Here is a 21494-nt window from a genome sequence, read left to right as displayed (position 1 = left end):
AGCGAATATCATGTCCGATCGAACAGCTTCAAAGCATTTTTATAATAAATCAAGTCCTTCTCTTCCGGCGTAAGCTCCGCTTCCTCCAGCTGGCCGACGTTGACCAAATACGTAATGTTCATGTCTGAGCCGAACACGATCCGCCCAGCGCCGATTTGACCGATCGCATAATCCAACTCGTCTCGGCGGAAGTACGTGCCGGAGAAATCGGCCCATACGTTCGGACAATCCCGAATCGCCTTGATACCGTGATAGCCATTGCCGCCGAAATGCGCCATGAGCAGCTTCGCCTCCGGATATCGAGCCGCGAGCCTAGCCACATGGACGCCGGTCGATTCGTGCTCGAGCTGGCCGACCGCTTTGTGAAAAGCGTGAATGAGGATCGGCACCTTGTAACCGATACACATCTCGACAAGCGGGAATACGCGAGGGTCATCGCAAAAAGTCGCCACCCACAGCTTCATCCCGGACATGCCGTACTCTTCGATACCGCGCTTCAGGACGTCCTGCGCATCATCATTGGCCGGATTCACATAGCAGTACCCTTCCACGAGCCCAGGCTGCTCCCGCATGAACCGATGGACATCGCCGTTCAGCCTAGCGATCTCGGACGAGTCGGAATAATGAGTCTGCAGCCCGGAGACATACAGCTTGTCGATGTGATACTGCTCGCACGCCTTCAGCAAATCCCGGGTACTCGCCTCGTATCGCTCCCCCCACACATGGGTGTGCGCATCTATGATCATCGCGCTTACCCCTGCCCCAGCTGCACGGCGGCGACGTTGCGGCAAGCTTCATCGAGGCGGTCGAGCGCTTCGGCGATATCGGCCTCCTTATGGCTGAAGTTCACATAAGAGACGTTGTACAGCGAGACGCCTTGACGATACGCTTCGCGCAGGAATCGGTTCGTTAATCCGTCCTCGGCACCTGGCTTCGTCGTAATCGACGGACAAGGGAACATCCCTTTCATCTCCAGAGCGATGCCGTGGCGGGCGAACCGCTCGTTCAACCCCGTCCACATCGCTTCGCCTTGCTTCCAGATATGGTCGATCACGTTTTGCGTCCGATAGACGTTCACGGCAGCCTTGACAGCCGCCAGGGACAAGGTCTCCCCTCCGAACGTGGAGGAGACGACTGCGCCGCCCGGTTTGACGACCGACATCACTTCCTTGCGGCCTACGTACGCGGAGATCGGCATGCCGTTCGCCATCCCTTTGCTGAACACGGCAAGATCGGGCGTGACGCCGAAGTACTCTTGAATGCCGCCCAGCGCCATCCGGAAGCCGGTGACGATCTCATCGTACACGAGCAGCGTCCCGTGCTTGCGAGTCAACTCGCGGACGGCGGGGTAATACTGCGCTCCAGCCGCCATCCCCACATAATCGGCCGCGATAACGACGGCCGCCACTTGGCCGGTATAGGCGTCCAGCAGCTGCTCGAGCCCGACGACATCGTTCCATCGCGCGACGTGATGCAACGCCGTTAGCGCGGCGGGGACGCCCGGGATAGAAGAGCCGGACGACTGCACGCCCGGAAGCGAGAGTCCGCCGGAACCGAGCGTGTTCACCCATCCGTTGTAGCCTACCTGAATAATATGATCGCGACCGGTGTAAGCGCGTGCGATGCGGATGGCCGCAGCCAGCGCTTCCCCTCCGGTCTTGAGGAACCGCGCCTGCTCGGCGCAAGGAATAACCTCGCACAGCAGCTCCGCCACTTCCGCTTCGAGCGGATGGGGATGCCCGAAAATAATGCCGTTCGACAGCTGAGCGCGGATCGCTTCATCCACATCCGGGTACTGGTAGCCGAGCGTAATCGGGCCAAGCCCGTTGCGGAAATCGATAAAGGACCGGCCCTCCGCGTCCCACACCCGGCATCCTTGGCCTTTCACTATGACGGCCGGCTCTTCCGGCATCAAACCCGGTGCCTTCGAGCTCGTACTGGATCCCCATGGAACGGATGCCTTGAGCCGGGAATTCCAACTTTCGTTCGTAATCGCAGACCATTCACTCATCGCTGATTTCCTCCCCGAAAATCTTCTCAGATCAGATGCCTACTTTGTGCATACATGTTTCTAACCTGTCTTTATTCAAGCACACAAAACACGGTTTGACAAGAGTCGAATTGCGCTCGCAGCGAACGCCATCGTGCTTCGTCAAACCGTCTCTCGCTGCATGCACGGACTAGACGTAAAGCTCCGGCCTGCGGTCCTTGAATACCGGGATCGTCGTTCTCACTTTGTCCACGAGGCTGAGATCCAGCTCCCCCCGAATAATCCTTTCTTCCTCATCGCCTTCCGCAATCACATCGCCCCACGGATCGATGATCATGGAATGGCCGAAGAAGTCGGTAGTCCCGCTGCGCCCGACCCGGTTGCAGGCGACGACGTACATCTGATTCTCGATCGCACGGGCGGTCAGCAGCGTACGCCAATGATGGAGCCTCGGATGCGGCCATTCGGCCGGTACGAACAATACTTTCGCCCCTTGGAGCGCGAGCTTGCGGGACAGCTCCGGGAATCGGATGTCGTAGCAGATCATCATCCCGGCCTGTACGCCGTCCAGCTGCAGCTCGCCCAACTGGTCGCCTGCAGCCAGGTGCTTCTCCTCATCCATCAACCGGAACAGATGAATTTTGGAATAGCTTCCGTTCTCCCTCCCTTTCCGGTCGAAGGCATAGATTGTGTTGCGTACGTCATTCCCCGTCTTCTCGGCGATGGAGCCGGCGATTACATGGACGCCATGCTCGCGGCAGAAGGCCGAGATCGTCCGCTTCGTTCGTTCGCCGTTCGGATCGGCGAGCTCTTGGATGCGATCGAGCGCATAGCCGGTGTTCCACATCTCCGGTACGACGATCACATCCGGCTTCGGCTCCGACGCAACCGCTTCGCACAGCAGCTCGTTCAGCCGCGCGAAATTGCGATCCGGCTCGCCGATGGCGATATCCATCTGCAGGACGGATACTCGTAGTGGCGCCTGTTCAGTCATCGTCCATTTCCCCCGCTTACGTTCATTTTCTTCTATCTTAGACTAACTTAGATGCGACGACAACCGCCGGATGAATTGGAAAATGAACCGGTTCGAAGTATAATCAGGATATTCCAACAATCGGAGTGAGAACTTTGACTTATCCTGCCCCTGTAAAATCTGCATTCGCCATCGAGCCGGCCGACCGCATGAAGCGGCTCCCGGAGCAATTTTTCGCTTCCCTTGTAAGCAAGGTCAACCATCAGATCTCGCTTGGCCATGACGTCATCAATTTGGGCCAAGGCAATCCGGATCAGCCGACGCCGCCGCATATCGTCGCTGCGCTGCAGGAAGCCGCGCCCAATCCGCTTTATCATAAATATCCGCCCTTCAGCGGCTATCGGTTCCTGAAGGAGGCCGTCGCCGCCCGGTACAAGGAAGATTACGGCGTCGACCTCGACCCGGATACGGAAGTGGCGGTGCTGTTCGGCGGGAAGACCGGGCTCGTGGAGATCAGCCAAATTATGCTGGGTCCGGGCGACGTGTGCCTCGTGCCGGACCCGGGCTATCCCGACTATTGGTCGGGGGTCGCGCTTGCGGGCGCGGAGATGGCGTTCATGCCGCTGCGCGAATCGAACGCCTTCCTGCCGGACTACTCCGCGCTGTCGCCACGCGAGCTGGAACGGGCGAAGCTGATGTTCATCAATTATCCGAACAACCCGACCGGCGCGACCGCCCCCGTCTCCTTCTATGAGGAGACGATCCGCTTCGCGGCCAAGAACGGGATCGCGGTCGTCAGCGACTTCGCCTACGGTGCGATCGGCTTCGACGGGAAGCGGCCGGTCAGCTTCCTTGAGCAGCCTGGCGCTAAGGAAGTCGGCATCGAGCTCTATACGCTGTCGAAGACATATAACATGGCCGGCTGGAGAGTCGGCTTCGCGCTTGGCAATCCGGAGCTCGTCCGGCTCATCAATCTGATGCAGGATCACTACTATTGCAGCCTGTTCGGTGGCATACAGGCGGCCGCGGCGACGGCGCTCACCGGGCCGCAGGACTGCGTGCGGGAGCTCGTCGCCATGTACGAATCGAGACGCAATGCTTTCTATGGGGCTCTCTCCGACATCGGCTGGCAGGCTTTGCCGTCGCCGGGTTCATTCTTCGCCTGGCTGCCGGTCCCCAAGGGCTTCACATCCGCCGAGCTAGCCGACACGCTCCTGGAGCGGGCGAATGTGATGGCTGCGCCCGGCATCGGCTTCGGCCGGAACGGCGAAGGCTATGTGCGCATCGGCCTCCTCTCCTCGGAGGACCGGCTGAAGGAAGCGGTGAGCCGGATCGGCGGGCTGAATTTGTTCTAGGCCGGATCATCTTTACAACCGCCCTTCCCCGTGCTATTCTAATAAGAAATCGAATCGCAACATCCACATAAACGTGAAGACGGGACCAGTAGGCCAGCCCCAGTCGAATCAGAGAGTAAATTTCCAGGCTGCGAAAATTTACCGACCTGACTGACCGAACCCATCCCCGAACGGCCGGCGACGAGCCGGACAGCGCGGCCCGCTGTTACATGGGCTTTATGAAGACGGATGAGTGTTGGACTCATCAACTAAGGTGGTACCGCGGAAGCTCAGACTTTCGTCCTTATACATTAAGGACGGAAGTCTTTTTTTGACCTTGTAGATTTTATTAATCCGGGGTCTCCGCAAAGAGGCTTTGCCCTGGAATAAACTTCGAAGTCCTACGTCACTTTGTGGGGTTTCTCGGGAAGGAGCGTCCCTCTAATGAACCGACGAATCGTAGTGAAGATCGGCAGCAGCTCGCTCACTTCCGACGAAGGCGGACTGAACCGCGACAAAATCGAATATTTCGCCTCTGAGCTCGCGGCGCTCCGGGAGCTGGGCTACCAAGTGCTCCTCGTGACGTCCGGCGCCGTAGCCGCCGGCTTCCGGCGCATCGGCTACCCGAGGCGGCCCAAACTCGTGCACGAGAAGCAAGCGTCAGCCGCCGTCGGCCAGGCGCTGCTCATGCAATGCTATAATGAAGCGTTCGCCCGGCACGGCTATGCGGTCGCGCAGATCCTGCTCACACGGGCCGACTTCTCGAACCGCAAGCGGATCGACAACGCCCTGCACACGCTGGAGGAGCTGCTGCAGCATGGCGTTATCCCGATCATTAACGAGAACGATACGGTGGCGGTCGACGAGCTGGAGCAGAAGTTCGGCGACAACGACAAGCTGTCCGCCCTCGTGGCTACGCTGATCAAGGCCGACCGGCTGCTGATCGTCACCGACACGGACGGCCTGTACACGGACGATCCGCGGAAGAACGCCGAGGCCCGGCGCATCGAGCGGGTTGGCGTCATCAGCGAGGAGCTGTTCCGGATGGCCGGCGGCTCCGGCTCCTCCGTCGGCACCGGCGGGATGCGTTCGAAGATCGAGGCGGCGCGTATCGCCGTCCGCGGCGGAGTGCCCGTCTTCGTCGGCAAGGCGGCCGAGCCCGGCGATCTAGCACTCGGCGTCGGCGAGGACGGCAAGGGCACGTACTTCGAGACGAGCCTGCATACACTCTCGACGAAGAAGCAGTGGATCGGCTTCCACTCCCTCGCGCACGGGCGCGCGGTCGTCGACGCCGGCGCGGAGACGGCGCTCGTCGCCGGCGGTCGCAGCCTGCTTCCGGCCGGCGTCGTCGGTGTCGAGGGCGACTTCCACCCCGGCGACGTCATCGAGGTCGTGAACCGCGCCGGGGATGTGCTCGGCCGCGGCGTGGTGAACTACGCCGCGTGGCAACTGCAGGCAGCCGCCGGGCTGTCTACGGAAGAAGTGCAGCGGCGCGTCGACGTGAGCCGCATCGAGGTGATCCACCGCGACGAATGGATCACCCTGGCCCCGCAGGGGCTGCAATCCGAGAATGGAGGGGTACCGAGATGAGTGAAGTAAGAGAGAAGGCGGCGCTGGCTAAGGGCGCCGCGGGCCGGATGGCCGGCTTGACCACCGATCAGAAGAATGAAGCGCTGCGGCGTATGGCGGAGGCGCTCTTGAAAGATACGGCCGCGATTCTCGAGGCGAATGCGATCGACCTCCAGCGCGGGCGGGACAACGGCACGAGCGCCTCCCTGCTCGACCGGCTCGCCCTGAACGAAGCGCGGATCGAAGGGATCGCCGAAGGGCTGCGCCAAGTCGCCGATCTGCCCGACCCGGTCGGCCGCTTGCTCGAGGAGACGCACCGCCCGAACGGCCTGCTCATCCGCAAGTGGAGCGTACCGATCGGCGTCATCGGGATGGTGTACGAGGCCCGGCCGAACGTCACCGTCGATGCCGCCGGGCTGTGTCTGAAGACCGGCAACGCCGTCGTCCTGCGCGGCGGCTCCGCGGCGCTGGAGTCGAACCGCCGCATTGTCGAGACGATGCGGGCGGCACTCGGGCAGACGGCAATGCCGGCCGAGGCGCTCCAGCTCGTGCTTAGCTCGGACCGGTCTTCGGTCGATGAGATGCTGAAACTGAACGGCCTTCTCGACGTGGTTATCCCGCGCGGCGGCCGCGCGCTGATCCAGAACGTCGTGCAGAACGCCACCGTGCCGGTCATCGAGACCGGGGAAGGCGTCTGCCACACGTACCTGGACCGCGAAGCGACTCCGGAGCTCGCGACGTCGATCGCGATCAACGCGAAGGTGCAGCGCCCTTCAGTGTGCAACGCAATGGAGACGCTGCTCGTCCATCGCGACTATGCGGTGCGGGAGCTGCCTGCTCTGGCTGAACGGTTCCGCGAACTGAACGTCGAGCTGCGCGGCTGTGCCGGTTCCCGCGAGCTCGTCCCGTGGATGAAGGCGGCGACCGATGCGGATTGGGGCACCGAATTCGGCGACTACATCCTCGCCGTCAAGGTCGTCGACGGCCTGGACGAAGCACTCGCTCACATCCGTACGTACGGCACGCTTCATTCAGAATGCATCGTGACGGAGAATGCGGAGAACGCGGCCCGCTTCCTGCAGGAAGTGGATGCCGCAGCCGTCTACCATAACGCCTCCACTCGCTTCACCGACGGCTTCGAGTTCGGCTATGGCGCCGAGATCGGCATCAGCACGCAGAAGCTGCATGCGAGAGGCCCGATGGGGCTGCCGGCGCTGACGTCCACTAAGTTCACGATTGTGGGGAGCGGCCAGATTCGAGGGTAAGTTGTGTTGCTGGGTCCATCTAGGTTACGATAACGGGATGGACCCTTTATCATTCAATATCCGAAGCAAAATGGAGGAGGTTTGTTAAGATGAACGATAACCATACCCCCAGCCTGCTGGCCGGACGCCGCCTTTGCTTCGTCGGGGCGGGCTCGATGGCCGAAGCAATCTTCCGCGGGCTCATCGAGCGCAGGCTCGTCGAACCGGCGGCCATCAGTGTCGTGAACCGGGCCAACAACGAACGGCTGCGCGAGCTGAACGAGACTTACGGCGTACAGTTCGCCGAGGAGCCGGCCAGGAAGGATCAGCTGATCCGGTCGGCCGACATCGTCGTCCTGGCGATGAAGCCGAAGGATGCCGGCGCCGGTATTGGCCGGGTCGCCTCCCTCATCTCCGAGCGTCAGCTCGTCGTCTCGGTGCTCGCCGGCGTCTCCATCGCCACGATCGAAACGCTGCTCGGCGGGCCGCGCCCGATCGCGCGCACGATGCCGAACACGTCGAGCACGATCGGACTCGGCGCCTCCGGTGTCAGCTTCTCGGGGAGCGTGTCAGGCGAACAGCGCGAGATCGCGCTCGCGCTGTTCCGTGCCGTAGGCATCGCCGTCGAGGTCGAGGAGCGGCAGCTCGAGATCGTGACCGGCGTATCCGGCAGCGGTCCCGCCTACATTTATTACATGATGGAAGCGATGATCGCCGCCGGCGTCCAGGGAGGCTTGACCCCGGAGGCGTCCCGGGAGCTGACGATCCAGACGGTGCTCGGGGCCGGCGAGATGGTCCGGGTGACGGGCGAAGATCCGGCCGAGTTGCGCCGCAAGGTCACTTCGCCGAACGGAGCTACCCAGGCCGCGATAGAGAAGCTGGACGCGCATCATTTCACGGCAGGCGTCATCTCCGCCGTCCACCGCTCCGCCGACCGCTCGCGCGAGATGGGCGACGAGCTGGCGGCGAAGTATGTGCCTGCCGCAGGAAAGCAGGGATAATCGATGAGCTACTGTGTCGCCTCATACCGGTGCTTCGACGAGAAGGCCGATTTCGAGAAAAAAGCTTTGTCCATCGCGGTCGGCCTAACGGTCGGCAGCTGGACCGACTTGCCGGAAGCGAAAAAAGCCGAGATGGACAAGCATCTCGGCCGCGTCCTGTCCGTCGAGGTGCATGAGGTGGACTCCACCAACACCGAGCGCTATGCGGACATCCGCATCGCCTATCCGGATATCAACTTCAGCGCCGACATCCCGGCGCTGCTCGTCACCGTCTTCGGCAAGCTGTCGATGGACGGCTGCATCCGGCTGATCGATCTACACGTGTCGGAGTCGTTCATGAGCCGGTTCCCCGGGCCGAAATTCGGCATGCACGGCGTTCGAGACCAGCTCGGCGTATCGGAGCGTCCGCTGCTCATGAGCATCTTCAAGTCCGTCATCGGCCACGATCTGAGCGGCCTACGCGAGCAGTTCTACAATCAGGCGCTAGGCGGCGTCGATCTGATCAAGGACGACGAGATTTTGTTCGAGAATCCGCTCACTCCGATCGGCAAGCGGGTCGAGACCTGCATGGCCGCAGCCGCCGAAGCGGAGCGGGTCACCGGGCAGAAGCTGCTCTACGCCGTGAACTTGACCGGCCCGACGTCCGGTCTCGTCGCGAAGGCGAAGGAAGCGATCGACGCCGGCGCGAACGCGCTGCTGTTCAACGTGCTCGCCTACGGCTTCGACGTGCTGCACGAGCTGAGCCGCCATCCGGACATCCGCGTCCCCATCGCGGCACATCCCGCGCTGGCCGGCGCCCTGTACCCGTCGCCGTATTACGGCATAGCGGCCTCCGTGCTGCTCGGCAAGCTGATGCGGCTCGCCGGCGCCGATCTCGTGCTGTTCCCGTCGCCGTACGGCTCCGTCGTCATGCCGCGCGAGGAAAACCTCGCCATCAGGGATGCCCTGACGACCGACCGCCTCGAGACGGATTACGGAGCGCCCGCCGACCTGCGCCCGAGCTTCCCGGTGCCGTCGGCCGGCATCCATCCCGGCCTCGTGCCGCTCATTCTGCGCGACTTCGGCACCGACGTCGTCGTCAATGCCGGCGGCGGCATTCACGGCCACCCGATGGGGACCGCTGCGGGCGGACGGGCGTTCCGCCAAGCGATCGAGGCGGCGCTGGCCGGCATCCCGCTTCAAGAGGCGGCCTCCCGGCCGGATCGTCAAGAATTGAAGACGGCGATCGACTTATGGGGGTCGCGCGAGTGAAACGACAACCGGTCATTTTTTGCGATTTTGACGGAACCATCACGAACAACGACAACATTGTTGCGATCATGAAGCATTTCGACCCGCCGGGCTGGACCGATATCGTCTCCCGGATTCTCGACCGGTCGATCAGCATTCGCGAGGGGGTCGGGGCGATGTTCAACCTGTTCCCCGCCTCGCGCAAGGACGAGATCGTCCGTTACTCCATCGAGAATGCCGTCATCCGCCCGGGCTTCCCCGAGCTGCTCGACTACTGCAGGGAGCATGGGATCGAGTTTTACGTAACGAGCGGCGGCATCGACTTCTTCGTCTATCCGCTCCTCGCCCCGTTCCCGATCGAGCCGGATCACATCTACTGCAACGGCAGCAGCTTCGATGGCGAGACGATTCGCATCGAGTGGCCGCATCCGTGCGACGAGCATTGCACGGTCGATTGCGGCATGTGCAAGACGACGATTATTCGCCGGTTCCCTGCGGACCGCTACGAGCGTATCCTGATCGGCGACAGCGTCACGGACTTCGAGGGCGCGAAGCTGGCCGAGCTCGTGTTCGCCCGCTCCCATCTGCTGGACAAATGCGAGGAGCTGGGCATTCCGTACATTCCGTTCGAGACGTTTCATGAAGTCACGAACGCACTTCACACTCGGAGAGGAGCATCCCGATGACCGACCGTCCCGTTCTGCTCCTGGAGCAGAAACAGCGCGCCTTCACGGAGCTGCGCGACATCAAGAAGACGTTCGCCGACCGAGGCTGGTTCCCAGGCACGAGCGGCAATCTGTCCGTCCGCGTCGGCGACTTCGCCCCCGACCGGTTCGCCTTCGCCATCACGGCGAGCGGCAAGGACAAGTCCGTCCACACGCCGGAAGATTTCCTGCTCGTCGACGAGCACGGCAAGCCGCTGGAGCCGACGTCGCTCAAGCCGTCCGCGGAGACGCTTATCCATTGCGAGATATACCGGCTCACCGGATGCGGCGCCATCTTCCACATCCATTCCGTGTTCAACAGCCTCGTCTCGGAATTGTTCTGGGAGCGCGGGTCGATTCCGGTGCAAGGGGTCGAGCTGATCAAGGCGTTCAACATTTGGCACGACGACGCCGAGATCGAAGTGCCGATCCTGCCGAATTACTCCGACATTCCGCGCATCGCCGAGCTGGTGGAAGGCCGCCTCGACCCGACCGTGCCCGGCATCGTGCTGCGCAAGCACGGTATCTATGCCTGGGGTGCGAACGCGTTCGAAGCGAAGCGGCATCTGGAGGCGTTCGAGTTTTTATTCGAGTATGTGTATCGTTGGCAGTTGCTCAAGCGATAATCTCGGGGATCACCAATAACCGATCCTGCCCTCCTCCACTGGCAATGAGGAAGCGCGGGATCGGCTATTCAGTCCTACCACAAATATCGTTTGTAAACCCAGCTCACGATATACATGAGCGCGCCCAACGTCAAGTTGATCCATCCCGATATTTTCGCAGCGGTCTTCTCTTTTTCCATTTTGTCTTTTTTATAGTTTTTTATATCCACCCATAAGATGTACACGCCTGTGGTAAGTAACAGGCCTACAATGTAGTTTAGATAGCCTACATAACCGGATACTAGCCCCATACAACACCTCAATCCTATTCCTCACGTGGTTTTCCCGCCGATTCTTCGAATGTTGAATTGAGCTTGCACATGAATCTCAACATCTTTGTACATTTTCCGCCAATTGTCTTCGGTCTTTATATGCTCCTTCCAATATTTCGGCTCTTTGGCGCGCACATATTCTCCAAAACCGAATATATCGGAGCTCTTCTCCTGCGTTTTTTTTATTAAATTCTCATACGCTTTATAACCCGTCTCGGACAATTGCTTCTCGATTTGACGAATCACTCCGGTATCCAGCCGCGTGACTTCGTTCGTTTTTTCCCTGAGGTTGCCTTCATTATGCACTTTGACATTAAATTGCGGCCGTCCGTTCTTGATGGCAACATCGATTCTCGAGTTCCGGTGTGTGACCTGGTACATAAAGGCTGTCTCAGAGCCCGGTATTTGCGTAATCACGCTATAGCCTCCAGGTTCGAGTCCTTTGATCCCCATGTACGCTCCGATCTCCAACGGTTCGGTGTGGCCGACCATGCGCTCGCCGCGGAAATAAGCCAATCCGGAAATTTGGATGACGCCATTCTCTAACAATTTTACATAGGGAAGGAATGGCTCCATTCCAAGCGCAGACCCCGCCGAAAAGAAAGTTCCTACAAACGCATTGGGAAGCTTGCCCATCTGAACCGCACGATCCATCGTCGACAATAAATAGAGCGAAGGTACGCGTTCCAGCTGAGGGGAGGTCTTCATCAATTCTTCCGCCTTCCCCTCAGACACCACCATCCAGTTGGTCCGCCGGACATCCGGGTTCCTTCGCAAGTTGTCGCTAATGTTCGACAAATCCTTTTGAGCCACGTCTTTGGAGATCACGATCACTCGAAGATGGCCGAAAAACAGCCTGCCGGCGATTTGTTGCTGTAAATTGCTAATCGCATCGTCCAGAGTGTGACCTACTACGCTAAGCACCCAGACCGGCTTCGTTGCTCCAGTCGGGCTTCCCCCGCCTTCGCCGGGTCCAAGGGGGATTCGTCCCGGAATGGCGACTTGCACGGTAAGCTTGAGTCTATCCTTCGTTGGTGCCGGGAATACACCTGTGAGTTCCGAGATATCTCCTTCTTTCTTCTCAGTATCCGACCTGACTAGATCAATGCCGATGCCTAGCACGACAGCCCTTTCTTCAATTTCTAGCCGGTCCCAGCATCCCGTTAGCAATAGCGTTGCTGATACGAAGAGTACCCCCATTCGCCAAAAGCGTCCGATTGGATTAGGTCTCGTTGCCCGATCTACTTTCGGCGGAGTTTTGGCCGCCATGGATGTCCCCCCCTTTTTTCCTAAAGCGTGCCACTACCAACAGAAGCAATGGATACCCAACCGTAATCAATAACCCGATCTGTCCGACCACCTGGATAATTTCGTACATGTTCAGCACATTCTGCGGGAGCATGGCAATGACGAAAACGAATGGAAGGGTCATCATGGCGAACATCCGGTGGTCTTTCAAACGAAGCAATCTGCTGAGCGCATGGTTCATGAAATAATAGGTGGAAAATAAAGTCGTAAATACCGCCGTCACCCATACGGCCAAAAAGGCGGCATCCAATCGTTCCAAGATGTTGGCCGGGAGCGATGTCGTTTTGGCGAGCTCCAATGTCGGCCACAGCAGCTTGATCGTTTCATCCGATCCGAACACGGATACCGTTGCGGTCACAATGGAGAGGTACAACCCGCCTGCAATGACAATGGCCCAACAGGCGGATTTCATCACCCGAGAAGGATTGCGCATAAAAGGGATAACCATGGTCATAACGAAGGATCCCTGGAATAGAGCGGCAATCGTCAGCCCGCCTCGAAACATACTCCCCCACTCGCCTGTGCCCCAGACAGGCTGTAAAAATAACACATTCGCGTTTTTCAGCGACAAGGCCACAATAAGAATGGCCGGGAACACCAGCAGAGGAAAGTAGAAATGATGGATATAAGTGAACGTGGTCATGCTTGAGCGTGTGGAGAGCGCTGAGAGCAGAAGCATAACAATAACCGTAACCTCCAGCGGTGTCTTTTTCAAAACGGAGGTTACGACCACTTCCCCGAACTCCCTTGCGGCGAGAGAAGTCAAGACGGCAAAAAAGAGGATGATAAGCACGCTTCCAATCCGTCCGAGCAGCTTTCCCACGATATCTTCGCTGTATTCGATGATCGTTTGATGGGGAAACCGTTGACCCAGTCTTGTAATCAAAACCAAGCCGCAGAGCGCCACAGCGATTCCGATTATCGTGACTAATGGTGCGCCTGAACCGCCGGCCCTTGCGGCAAATAGCGGCAGAGGCAGAACGCCTACCCCGATAATCGTACTAATCATCACTAGTGACGCCTGAATCGCTGTTATTTGACGCGGATTTTCCATTGGAATCCCCTTTCTTTGGTATACCGGGTGACACCGGGTCCAGCACATTGGATTTGCTTTGCGCACGCCGCAAGTATTCCTTCTCGTTAACCGTTTTATCCTTTAAAGGGTGGAGCATGACAGGACGGTGCTTCAGCCACCATAGGGGCGCCCGGGCTACGGTATCCTTCATTCCTTGGAAATTGCCTGGTACGATCGGACTTAGATAAGGGACCCCGAACGATCTCAAGGAAAGGGTATGGTTTACGATCAAGATAAGACCGACCATGACTCCGTACAGGCCGAATGTGCCCGCCAGGATAATAAGCGGAAATCGTAACAGCCGAAGCGCCAAGGCGGCATTATAAGCCGGTGTGGCGAACGATCCGATCGTTGTCAACGCAATCACGACGACCGTGATCGGACTGACGAAACCCGCCGACACGGCCGCTTGTCCGACCACGAGAACGCCAACAATGGACAGAGCGCCCCCTACCTGCTGCGGAAGCCGGATCGTGGCCTCCCGTAGCACCTCCATGGATATTTCCATAACAAGCACTTCGACGACGGACGGAAAGGGTACGCCTGCCCGTCCACCCGCTACCGCTACGGCGAATTCGGTAGGGATCAGCTCCGGGTTAAAGGAAATGATCGCCACGTACAAAGCAGGAAAAATCAGGGAAAACACCAGAGCAAGCAATCGAGCGAGACGAATGAAACTGACTAATAGAAACCGCTCCGTGTAATCTTCGATCGTCTGATAAAACTGGGTAAACACGGTAGGAAGGATTAACGCGTTCGGCGATCCGTCCACAACGAGAATCACGCGTCCTTCCAGCATGTTGGCCACCGCTTTGTCCGGCCTTTCGGTATTTTGGATTTGTGGAAATGGAGAGATGTGGTTATCTTGAATAAATTGCTCCAAATAGCCCGAATCCATAATTCCATCGATCTCAATCATCCTGAGTCGGTTGTTCACTTCCTCGACTAATGCAGGATTGACGATACCTTCTATGTAACAGACTGCCACCATAGTTCGGGTAATGGTTCCTATTTTCATGATTTTGACTTTGAAATTAGGCGTTTGCAGCCGGTAGCGCATAAGGGAGATGTTCGTCGTCAACATCTCAATGAATCCTTCCCGGGGTCCGCGAATCACTTGTTCCGTTTGAGGCTGGTCGATCGAGCGTTTGGCGATACTGCGTGTCTCGAAGATAAAAGCTTCACTGATTCCCTGAACGTGAACGACCGTACAGCCGGCCATTACCGCTTCGACGACTATGCTCCAACGCGCCTCCGCTTTCCCGTCGCTGGGGTACAAAAAATCGTTCATCAACACATCTCGCAGATCGTCTCCCTCGAGATTCGTTTGTTCCCGGCGACTTCCCACGGTCATGAGCGGCTTTAAGATATCTTTCTGTGCGGTTTCCGTCATATTGCAATAGTAAGTGATCAACGCGGGTACGGATCCCATTACTTGAAATCGCCGAAGGATGAAATCGTCGCTCTCTCCCAACAGCTTGTTAAGAAAGGCAAAGTTCTCTTCAACATCAAGCGATATGGTGGCGTCCGGATTCTCTTCCAGTTCAGCTCCGGTGGATTGAATCACAGGCGTTTGCCACTTCTTTAAGCTCTTTTTTTTCATTCTCCTGCGTGGGGTAAAAGCCATGGATGTTCACTCCAATCCTGGATGAGTAGACAAGAATCGGTTTCATTATTTGCAGAAGGAAGGCAAATTATCCTTTTACCCCACAAAGTGAAGGAATGCTCTGTTGCATATTCCTAGTACTTTGCGGGGACCCCGGGATTAATAAATTCTATCATGCAAAAAATAAAAGCAGAGCCGGGTCAAGTGACTCGGCTCTGCTTTACTTGGAAGGGCGTTTTATTTATTTGGAGAGCGGGCGACCCCCGCGAAACTTCTGCGTATATTCCTTCGCTTGCTCCTGGGTGAACACCCGGTTGCGGCTCCATTCCAAGAGAATTCGGTCGATGTAGCGGAAATGCAGCTTGCCGGCGAACACCGCTTCCTTCAGCGCCGTCAAGATAAGCGGCACCGGGTATTGGTCCTGATCGAGCCACTGCGTGATCGTCTCGCACTCCATCGGAGTGAGCGGACGGGCGAACTCCTTCTCGAACACGGTGAACACGTCCTTGTCCGGCTCCGGACGGCTCGGCGGCTCCGCGCGCAGGCGCTGCTCGAGCCACATCGCCGCCACCTTCCGGTAGAGCGGCATCAGGTTGTACCGCTCCGACAGCACGCCGGTCGCCGGATCGACCTCCTCGTCGATCTGCAGGAACTGCTGCTGCACGAGCCTCTGCAGCGCCTTGATCGCCGTCTCGGGACCGGCGGACATCCGGCTCACCAGCTCATCCATTGTCGGGAACGGCTTGCCCTCCTTGTCCTGGAACGCCATCAGGTGAATGAGCAGCATCGCTTCCGTCTCCGACAGCTTCAGCTGCGCATACGTCTGCAGCAGTAGAGCCGGGACGGACACCGACCCTTCGCGAAGCATGGTTGCCGCCATCCCTTCCAGCCGCTCCCCTTGTTCCTTTCTTCGCATCGTCGGTTCCTCGCTTTATGGATAGAGTCGGTTGAGCAGACGCGGGAACGGAATCGTCTCCCGGACGTGATCCAGCCCGCAAATCCAGGCCACGGTCCGCTCGAGGCCTAACCCGAATCCGGAGTGCGGTACCGTGCCGTACTTGCGCAAATCCAAATACCAGTTGTAGGCGTCCTGCTGCAGCTCATGCTGCACGAACCGCTCCTGCATAAGCTCCGGATCGTCGATGCGCTGGCTGCCGCCGATAATCTCGCCGTAGCCTTCCGGCGCGATCAGATCGGCGCACAGCACGACCTCCGGCCGGTTCGGATCCGGCTTCATATAGAACGCCTTGAACGACGCCGGGTAATGGGTGATGAACACTGGCTTGTCGAAGTGTCTCGCGATCTCGGTCTCATGAGGCGCCCCGAAATCTTCGCCCCACGGCAGCTCGAGGCCGTTGTCCTTCAGCAGGACAAGCGCTTCGTCGTACGTAATGCGCGGGAACGGCGCCGTGACGTTCCGCAGCTTAGTCAGATCGCGCTCCAGCGTCTGCAGCTCTTGCTCGCAATTCTTCAGCACGGATTGCACGACGTGCGACACGAACTGCTCTTGGATCCGCAAGTTTTCTTCATGGTCGACGAACGCCATCTCCGGCTCGATCATCCAGAATTCGATCAGGTGGCGGCGCGTCTTCGATTTCTCGGCCCGGAACGTCGGTCCGAAGGAGTAGACGCGGCCGAGCGCCATCGCGGCCGCTTCCATATACAGCTGGCCGCTCTGCGTCAAGTAGGCGTCCTCATCGAAATACTTCGTGTGGAACAAGTTCGTCGTGCCTTCGCAGGAGGACGGTGTCAGCACCGGCGGGTCGACCAAGTAGAAGCCGTTCGTATCGAAGTACTCCTGCACGGCGCGGATGATATGCGCGCGAACGACCATCACCGCACGCTGGCGCGGGGACCGCAGCCACAAGTGGCGGTGGTCCATCAAGTAGTCGACGCCGTGCTCCTTCGGCGTAATCGGATATTCCGAGGCGATCTGGATCGTCTCGAGTCCGGTCACCGACAGCTCGAACCCGCTCTGGCTGCGTTCATCGACCCGCACCGTCCCGGTCACGTAGAGGGAGCTCTCCTGCGTCAGCTTGCCCGCTTGGGCCCAGATGTCCTCGGACACTTCGTTTTTCACCACAACGGCTTGAATGAATCCCGTGCCGTCCCGCAATTGCAAAAACTGGATTTTGCCGCTCGAACGCTTGTTGTACAGCCAGCAGCCGATCGTCACGCTCTGTCCCACATAATCTTTCACTTGGCGAATCGTCGCTCCGCTCATCGTTAACATCAACCTCCATTAATCAATCGGTACGTATCCCGGGCTATCATCAATTCTTCATTCGTAGGAATGACGAGAACCGCTACTGGGGAATCCGGCATCGAGATGAGCCGCTCCTGCGAGCTCGCCGCCCGATTAGCCTCCTCATCCAGCCGGACCCCCATATACGTCAGCTGCGTGCACACCGCCTCTCGGAGCACCGAGCTGTTCTCGCCGACGCCGGCGGTGAACACGATCGCATCCACACCGTTCATCGCCGCCGCATAACCGCCGATATATTTGCGCAGCCGGTACTCGTACATCTCGAACGCGAGACGGGCGTTGCCATTGTCCTCCTCCATCGCCTGGACGATCTCCCGCATATCGCTGCTGATTCCGGACACCGCGTACAAGCCGCTGTGCTTGTTCAGCATCGAGTTCACCTCGCGCAGTGTCAGCTCTTCCTTCTCCATCGCATAAGGGACGATCGCCGGGTCAAGGTCGCCGCTGCGCGTCCCCATCATGAGCCCTTCGAGCGGAGTCATCCCCATGCTCGTGTCGATCGACCTGCCCCCCTGGATCGCCGTCACGCTCGCGCCGTTGCCGATATGGCACGTGATCATCTTGAGCGCGTCGAGCGGCCGGTTCAGGACTTGCGCGGCCCGGGCGCTTACATAGGCGTGGGACGTCCCGTGAAACCCATAGCGGCGAATGCGATGCTTGCGATACAGCACCATCGGGATCGGGTACAGGTAGCTCTTCGCGGGCATCGTCTGGTGAAACGCCGTGTCGAAGACGACCGCCTGGGGCACATCGGGCAAGATCGCCTCGACGGCCTGGATCCCCATCATATGGGCCGGGTTGTGCAGAGGCGCCAAGTCGTACAGCCGCTTGATCTCTTTCTTCACGTCGCTCGTCACCCGGACGGATTGGGAAAATGTCTCTCCGCCATGAACGATGCGATGCCCGACCGCGTGGACCTCCGACATCGACTGCACGACCCCGTGCTCCGGATGCGTCAGAAGCCGGAGCACCTCGCGCATTGCAGCGGTATGATCTAGAATTTCCAGCACATCCCGATACTCATCCTTCCCGGACGGTTCATGCGTGACGATCGCCGTATCCAGCCCGATGCGCTCGACCTTGCCGCTCGCCAGCGTCGTCTCGTTCTCCATCCGGAACAGCTCATACTTGAGCGAGGAACTGCCTGCGTTGATCACCAGCACATTCACAGCCGGTCCCCCTCCTTATCGTAGCGGAAGAAGCCTTCACCGGTCTTGACGCCCAGCCGACCGGCCCGCACCATCTGGCGCAGCATATGGGAAGGCCTGTATTTCAAATCCCCGAATTCCCGGAACAGCCGGTCCATTGCCGCGAGCACGGCATCGAGCCCGAACCGGTCGGCCAGCTCCAGGGGACCATACTTAAAATGATACCCGATTCTCATAGCCGAGTCGATGTCCTCGGCAGTCGCCACGCCTTCGGACAACGTATGCATCGCCTCGTTGATCAGGACATTGATCAGCCGCGTCGTGACGAAGCCTGGCGATTCGTAGACCATGACACCCTTCTTTTGAATCGTATCCTCGACGAACGACTTGGTGCGCTCATAGATCGTATCCGATGTTTTCAGCCCTCTTACGATTTCCACGAGATCGATCTTAGCCGCCGGGTGAACAAAATGCAAGCCGATGACCCGTTCCGGGTGAGCGGCGGCGCTCGCCAGCTCGGTCAAGCTGAGTGTCGACGTGTTGCTCGCCAGGATGACGGACGGCTCGCAGATCCGGTCCAGCTGCCCGAACAGCGCCAGCTTCTCCTCCAAGTTCTCGGTAATCGTCTCGATGACCATCTGGCAATCGGCGACGGCGCGAATATCCGAGGCCGGTTGAATGCGGGATAAGATGCTCTTCTTCTCTGAAGATGTAATGCCCCACTTCTCGATCTGTTTATCCAAGCTCGTCTCGATGCGGTGCAGGGCGAGCTCCAGCTTCTCCTCCGTCTGCTCGAGGAGCAGTACGTCCAGCCCGGCGCTCGCCAGCATCTCGGCGATCCCTTGACCCATCGTTCCTCCGCCGACTACCCCCAATTTCACAAATGCCACGCTCTCCCGACCCCCATCCGGCTATCCGTTCCATCTGCGTAAGTTCAGCAAACTAGCTATCTAAGTAACCGTACTACTTATGGCGACGAGACGCAAGCTTATCCCCCACAAGAGACGTAGGTCTGTGAACAAAAAAAGAAAACCTCAGCGTTTAAGCCGAAGTTTTCTCCTTGTCCTTAATCGATTGCATCAAAGCCCGGAACTGGTCGCCGTTCAACACTTCCTCGCGGATGAGGATATCGAGGCTCATCTCGAACACGGTACGGAACCGTTCCAGCAATTCCCGGGTACGGTCGATCAATCCGCCCATGATGTCGGCATTCGCCTTCATCAGCTCTTCCTTCGTCACCATCCGGCGGTCTACGATGCCGAGTCCAGTGAGTCCGGAATCGACCATCGTGCCGACCAGGTTGAGCGCTTGTTCGAAGTCGTTGCGCGAGCCGGTGCTGCGTCCGCCGTAGAACATCTCCTCCGCAACGGAGCCGCCCAGGGCGATCATGATTTGATGCTCGATCTCGGATTTCGTGTACAAATATTGATCCTGCTGCGGATTGTGCCGCACGTAACCGAGCGCTTGCCCGCGCGGGCTGAGCGACACCATGGACACGGAGCGAGGCTTCACCTCTTCCGCGACGATCGCATGGCCGAGCTCATGCAGCGCTACGCGCCGGCGTTCTTCCATCGTCGCCTCGCGGTCGGTCTTCTCGCCCATCATGACCTTGTCGATGGCCTGCGAGAAGTGAGGCTGCCGGATGCGGGAATCGCCATCCCGCATCGCATAGATCGCGGCCTCGTTCATTACGCTTTCGAGCTGCGCGCCCGAAAAGCCGAACGACTCCGCCGCGACGCGATCGAGACTCACCTCATCGTCGATCGGTTTGTTCTTCGCATGAATTTGCAGCACGTGCAGCCGCCCTTTCTTGTCCGGCAGATCGACCTGGATATGGCGGTCGAATCGTCCCGGACGGAGCAGCGCGCTGTCGAGCATTTCCTTGCGGTTCGTGGCGGCGATGATGAGGATGCGGGGCGTGTCGGTTGTATGGATGCCATCCATCTCCGTCAGCAGCTGGTTGAGCGTCTGATCGTACTCCCGCTGTTGGCCGCCCTCCCGCTTGCCGCCGATCACGTCGATTTCGTCTATGAATATAATGGCGCTTTGCTTATTTTCCTTGGCGGCCCGAGACTGCGCCTCCTTGAACAAATCCCGGATGCGGCTCGCGCCGACCCCCACATACATCTCGACGAACTCGCTGCCCGCGGCGGACACGAAGACGGAATTCGTGTAATGCGCCGCCGCCTTCGCCATAAGCGTCTTGCCGGTTCCCGGAGGCCCCGTGAGCAAAATGCCCTTCAACGGGCGAATACCGAATTTCTGAATGTCTTCATAGTGGATCAAAAAATCGAGTGCTTCCTTGAGCTCGCCCTTCGCCCGCTCCTGCCCTCCGATATCCTCGAAGGTCAAGTAGGAAGGCGTCCGCCCCGAACGGCTCTTGCGCCCGCTGGAAGCGGTGACGCCCACGCCCCCCGTACGGTTGCGGGAAACGAAGTACAAAGAAAAACCGACGACGCCGACCAGCAGCACCGGGAGCAAATTAACGCCCATGTACAGCAGGAAGGCGAGAACCGCCGGAATGATCCCTATGAGCACTTCCTTGCCAAGCTTACTCATTCGGCCACACCCCTATCTTTTGGGGTTGGCGGGGAAGAATAATAAATTTGCTTTTGCCCTCCCCGTCATGCAGCGTGACATAGACGTTCACTTCGTCCATCTCGGTATCCACGGACAAGCCGGAATATTGGGCCTTCAGCGCTTCCAGCCGCTTCGGAATGGCGCCATATTGCTTCGATTCCATCGCTTGCGCCACGTCGAACATGGCTTGGCCCCACCAGCGATCCAGCTCGGAGCTGGTCGTCGAGGCCGGGTCCAGCGTGACGGTTCGGGTTCCGATCACCGAAGCGCCGCGGGATGTAATCGAGGCATAAATATCGCGAAGGTTCGCATCCGACGAAGGGGTGAAATGAATCGTCACTTTATCTTTGGTGATGTCGACCGTCGCATTTTGAACGCCCGGCGTTTCTTTCACCACTTCGTTCAATGGCGTTTCCATCGCATAACTGTCATATAAGAACCAGCCGCCGAACAAGACGGCCAGAGATACAAGCAAACTGATACCGATCGGTAAGAGACGCAATTTCATCAGCGTTCGTCCCCCTTCTCT

General features: G+C 58.7%; 20 protein-coding genes. 7 read left to right on the top strand and 13 right to left on the bottom strand.

Annotation, left to right across the window (positions count from 1 at the left end; genetic code table 11):
- Window positions 1-8: 8 nt before the first annotated feature.
- The 3 genes from ACI5FR_RS23280 to ACI5FR_RS23270 form a co-directional block, all read right to left on the bottom strand.
- On the bottom strand, window positions 9-746 hold the full coding sequence (locus ACI5FR_RS23280) for an amidohydrolase family protein (RefSeq protein ID WP_405458808.1): 738 nt from the start codon (window positions 744-746) through the stop codon (window positions 9-11).
- A gap of 5 nt (window positions 747-751) precedes the next feature.
- The gene (locus ACI5FR_RS23275) at window positions 752-2011 is read right to left on the bottom strand and encodes an aminotransferase class III-fold pyridoxal phosphate-dependent enzyme (protein ID WP_405458806.1); all 1260 of its coding nucleotides are present in this window, start codon (window positions 2009-2011) and stop codon (window positions 752-754) included.
- 169 nt (window positions 2012-2180) lie between these two features.
- A complete protein-coding gene (locus ACI5FR_RS23270; RefSeq protein ID WP_405458805.1) occupies window positions 2181-2984 on the bottom strand; it encodes a carbon-nitrogen family hydrolase in 804 nt (267 codons plus the stop codon).
- 134 nt (window positions 2985-3118) lie between these two features.
- Here ACI5FR_RS23270 and ACI5FR_RS23265 point away from each other — a divergent pair, with 134 nt between their 5' ends.
- The 7 genes from ACI5FR_RS23265 to mtnB all read left to right on the top strand — a co-directional run bounded on the left by ACI5FR_RS23265 (window position 3119) and on the right by mtnB (window position 10671).
- Window positions 3119-4318 carry a pyridoxal phosphate-dependent aminotransferase gene (locus ACI5FR_RS23265; RefSeq protein WP_405458803.1) on the top strand — a complete coding sequence of 400 codons (1200 nt, stop codon included), beginning with the start codon at window positions 3119-3121 and terminating at the stop codon, window positions 4316-4318.
- A gap of 423 nt (window positions 4319-4741) precedes the next feature.
- On the top strand, window positions 4742-5887 hold the full coding sequence (proB, locus tag ACI5FR_RS23260; RefSeq protein WP_405458801.1) for a glutamate 5-kinase: 1146 nt from the start codon (window positions 4742-4744) through the stop codon (window positions 5885-5887).
- The gene (locus ACI5FR_RS23255; protein ID WP_405458799.1) at window positions 5884-7131 is read left to right on the top strand and encodes a glutamate-5-semialdehyde dehydrogenase; all 1248 of its coding nucleotides are present in this window, start codon (window positions 5884-5886) and stop codon (window positions 7129-7131) included. The genes proB and ACI5FR_RS23255 overlap by 4 nt, the downstream gene beginning before the upstream one ends.
- A gap of 89 nt (window positions 7132-7220) precedes the next feature.
- Window positions 7221-8111, top strand: a complete 891-nt coding sequence (gene proC, locus ACI5FR_RS23250) for a pyrroline-5-carboxylate reductase (RefSeq protein ID WP_405458798.1) — start codon at window positions 7221-7223, stop codon at window positions 8109-8111.
- Between the two features lie 3 nt (window positions 8112-8114).
- Entirely contained in the window at window positions 8115-9362 is a 1248-nt protein-coding gene (locus ACI5FR_RS23245) for a 2,3-diketo-5-methylthiopentyl-1-phosphate enolase (protein WP_405458796.1), read from the top strand.
- Window positions 9359-10027: a 2-hydroxy-3-keto-5-methylthiopentenyl-1-phosphate phosphatase gene (locus ACI5FR_RS23240; protein WP_405458794.1), complete on the top strand. Its 669-nt coding sequence runs from the start codon at window positions 9359-9361 to the stop codon at window positions 10025-10027. The genes ACI5FR_RS23245 and ACI5FR_RS23240 overlap by 4 nt, the downstream gene beginning before the upstream one ends.
- Complete coding sequence (gene mtnB / locus ACI5FR_RS23235) at window positions 10024-10671, top strand: methylthioribulose 1-phosphate dehydratase (protein WP_405458792.1); 648 nt, start codon at window positions 10024-10026, stop codon at window positions 10669-10671. Before ACI5FR_RS23240 ends, mtnB begins: the two co-directional genes overlap by 4 nt.
- Before the next feature lie 74 nt (window positions 10672-10745).
- Here the strand turns inward: mtnB and ACI5FR_RS23230 are convergent, their stop codons facing one another.
- The 10 genes from ACI5FR_RS23230 to ACI5FR_RS23185 form a co-directional block, all read right to left on the bottom strand.
- Window positions 10746-10961 carry a CLC_0170 family protein gene (locus ACI5FR_RS23230; protein WP_405458790.1) on the bottom strand — a complete coding sequence of 72 codons (216 nt, stop codon included), beginning with the start codon at window positions 10959-10961 and terminating at the stop codon, window positions 10746-10748.
- Between the two features lie 21 nt (window positions 10962-10982).
- On the bottom strand, window positions 10983-12251 hold the full coding sequence (locus tag ACI5FR_RS23225; protein WP_405458788.1) for a Ger(x)C family spore germination protein: 1269 nt from the start codon (window positions 12249-12251) through the stop codon (window positions 10983-10985).
- Complete coding sequence (locus ACI5FR_RS23220; RefSeq protein WP_405458786.1) at window positions 12205-13344, bottom strand: GerAB/ArcD/ProY family transporter; 1140 nt, start codon at window positions 13342-13344, stop codon at window positions 12205-12207. Before ACI5FR_RS23220 ends, ACI5FR_RS23225 begins: the two co-directional genes overlap by 47 nt.
- Window positions 13292-14968 carry a spore germination protein gene (locus tag ACI5FR_RS23215; protein WP_405458784.1) on the bottom strand — a complete coding sequence of 559 codons (1677 nt, stop codon included), beginning with the start codon at window positions 14966-14968 and terminating at the stop codon, window positions 13292-13294. Before ACI5FR_RS23215 ends, ACI5FR_RS23220 begins: the two co-directional genes overlap by 53 nt.
- A 244-nt stretch (window positions 14969-15212) precedes the next feature.
- Window positions 15213-15887, bottom strand: a complete 675-nt coding sequence (locus ACI5FR_RS23210; RefSeq protein WP_405458782.1) for a DnaD domain protein — start codon at window positions 15885-15887, stop codon at window positions 15213-15215.
- Window positions 15888-15902: 15 nt separating this feature from the next.
- The gene (gene asnS / locus ACI5FR_RS23205) at window positions 15903-17195 is read right to left on the bottom strand and encodes an asparagine--tRNA ligase (protein WP_405458780.1); all 1293 of its coding nucleotides are present in this window, start codon (window positions 17193-17195) and stop codon (window positions 15903-15905) included.
- An 8-nt stretch (window positions 17196-17203) separates the two neighbouring features.
- Window positions 17204-18406: an acetate/propionate family kinase gene (locus ACI5FR_RS23200; RefSeq protein WP_405458778.1), complete on the bottom strand. Its 1203-nt coding sequence runs from the start codon at window positions 18404-18406 to the stop codon at window positions 17204-17206.
- Complete coding sequence (locus ACI5FR_RS23195) at window positions 18403-19275, bottom strand: 3-hydroxyacyl-CoA dehydrogenase family protein (RefSeq protein WP_405458775.1); 873 nt, start codon at window positions 19273-19275, stop codon at window positions 18403-18405. The genes ACI5FR_RS23200 and ACI5FR_RS23195 overlap by 4 nt, the downstream gene beginning before the upstream one ends.
- A 151-nt stretch (window positions 19276-19426) precedes the next feature.
- Window positions 19427-20944 (bottom strand): AAA family ATPase, encoded by a 1518-nt coding sequence (locus ACI5FR_RS23190; protein WP_405458773.1) that lies wholly within the window; start codon window positions 20942-20944, stop codon window positions 19427-19429.
- The gene (locus tag ACI5FR_RS23185) at window positions 20937-21473 is read right to left on the bottom strand and encodes a heavy-metal-associated domain-containing protein (RefSeq protein WP_405458771.1); all 537 of its coding nucleotides are present in this window, start codon (window positions 21471-21473) and stop codon (window positions 20937-20939) included. Before ACI5FR_RS23185 ends, ACI5FR_RS23190 begins: the two co-directional genes overlap by 8 nt.
- Between the last annotated feature and the right edge of the window lie 21 nt (window positions 21474-21494).

Source organism: Paenibacillus sp. HJGM_3 (assembly GCF_045062745.1).
Lineage (GTDB): Bacteria > Bacillota > Bacilli > Paenibacillales > NBRC-103111 > Paenibacillus_AA.
Note: the sequence above shows the minus strand (reverse complement) of the source record. Positions and strands in the feature narration are given on the sequence as shown.

Excerpts from the sequence above, each read along its gene's own strand:
- ACI5FR_RS23280 (WP_405458808.1), bottom strand. The coding sequence starts at position 746 with ATGATCATAGATGCGCACACCCATGTGTGGGGGGAGCGATACGAGGCG.
- ACI5FR_RS23275 (WP_405458806.1), bottom strand. The coding sequence starts at position 2,011 with ATGAGTGAATGGTCTGCGATTACGAACGAAAGTTGGAATTCCCGGCTC.
- ACI5FR_RS23270 (WP_405458805.1), bottom strand. The coding sequence starts at position 2,984 with ATGACTGAACAGGCGCCACTACGAGTATCCGTCCTGCAGATGGATATC.
- proB (WP_405458801.1), top strand. The coding sequence starts at position 4,742 with ATGAACCGACGAATCGTAGTGAAGATCGGCAGCAGCTCGCTCACTTCC.
- ACI5FR_RS23255 (WP_405458799.1), top strand. The coding sequence starts at position 5,884 with ATGAGTGAAGTAAGAGAGAAGGCGGCGCTGGCTAAGGGCGCCGCGGGC.
- proC (WP_405458798.1), top strand. The coding sequence starts at position 7,221 with ATGAACGATAACCATACCCCCAGCCTGCTGGCCGGACGCCGCCTTTGC.
- ACI5FR_RS23245 (WP_405458796.1), top strand. The coding sequence starts at position 8,115 with ATGAGCTACTGTGTCGCCTCATACCGGTGCTTCGACGAGAAGGCCGAT.
- mtnB (WP_405458792.1), top strand. The coding sequence starts at position 10,024 with ATGACCGACCGTCCCGTTCTGCTCCTGGAGCAGAAACAGCGCGCCTTC.
- ACI5FR_RS23230 (WP_405458790.1), bottom strand. The coding sequence starts at position 10,961 with ATGGGGCTAGTATCCGGTTATGTAGGCTATCTAAACTACATTGTAGGC.
- ACI5FR_RS23225 (WP_405458788.1), bottom strand. The coding sequence starts at position 12,251 with ATGGCGGCCAAAACTCCGCCGAAAGTAGATCGGGCAACGAGACCTAAT.
- ACI5FR_RS23220 (WP_405458786.1), bottom strand. The coding sequence starts at position 13,344 with ATGGAAAATCCGCGTCAAATAACAGCGATTCAGGCGTCACTAGTGATG.
- ACI5FR_RS23215 (WP_405458784.1), bottom strand. The coding sequence starts at position 14,968 with ATGAAAAAAAAGAGCTTAAAGAAGTGGCAAACGCCTGTGATTCAATCC.
- ACI5FR_RS23210 (WP_405458782.1), bottom strand. The coding sequence starts at position 15,887 with ATGCGAAGAAAGGAACAAGGGGAGCGGCTGGAAGGGATGGCGGCAACC.
- asnS (WP_405458780.1), bottom strand. The coding sequence starts at position 17,195 with ATGAGCGGAGCGACGATTCGCCAAGTGAAAGATTATGTGGGACAGAGC.
- ACI5FR_RS23190 (WP_405458773.1), bottom strand. The coding sequence starts at position 20,944 with ATGAGTAAGCTTGGCAAGGAAGTGCTCATAGGGATCATTCCGGCGGTT.
- ACI5FR_RS23185 (WP_405458771.1), bottom strand. The coding sequence starts at position 21,473 with ATGAAATTGCGTCTCTTACCGATCGGTATCAGTTTGCTTGTATCTCTG.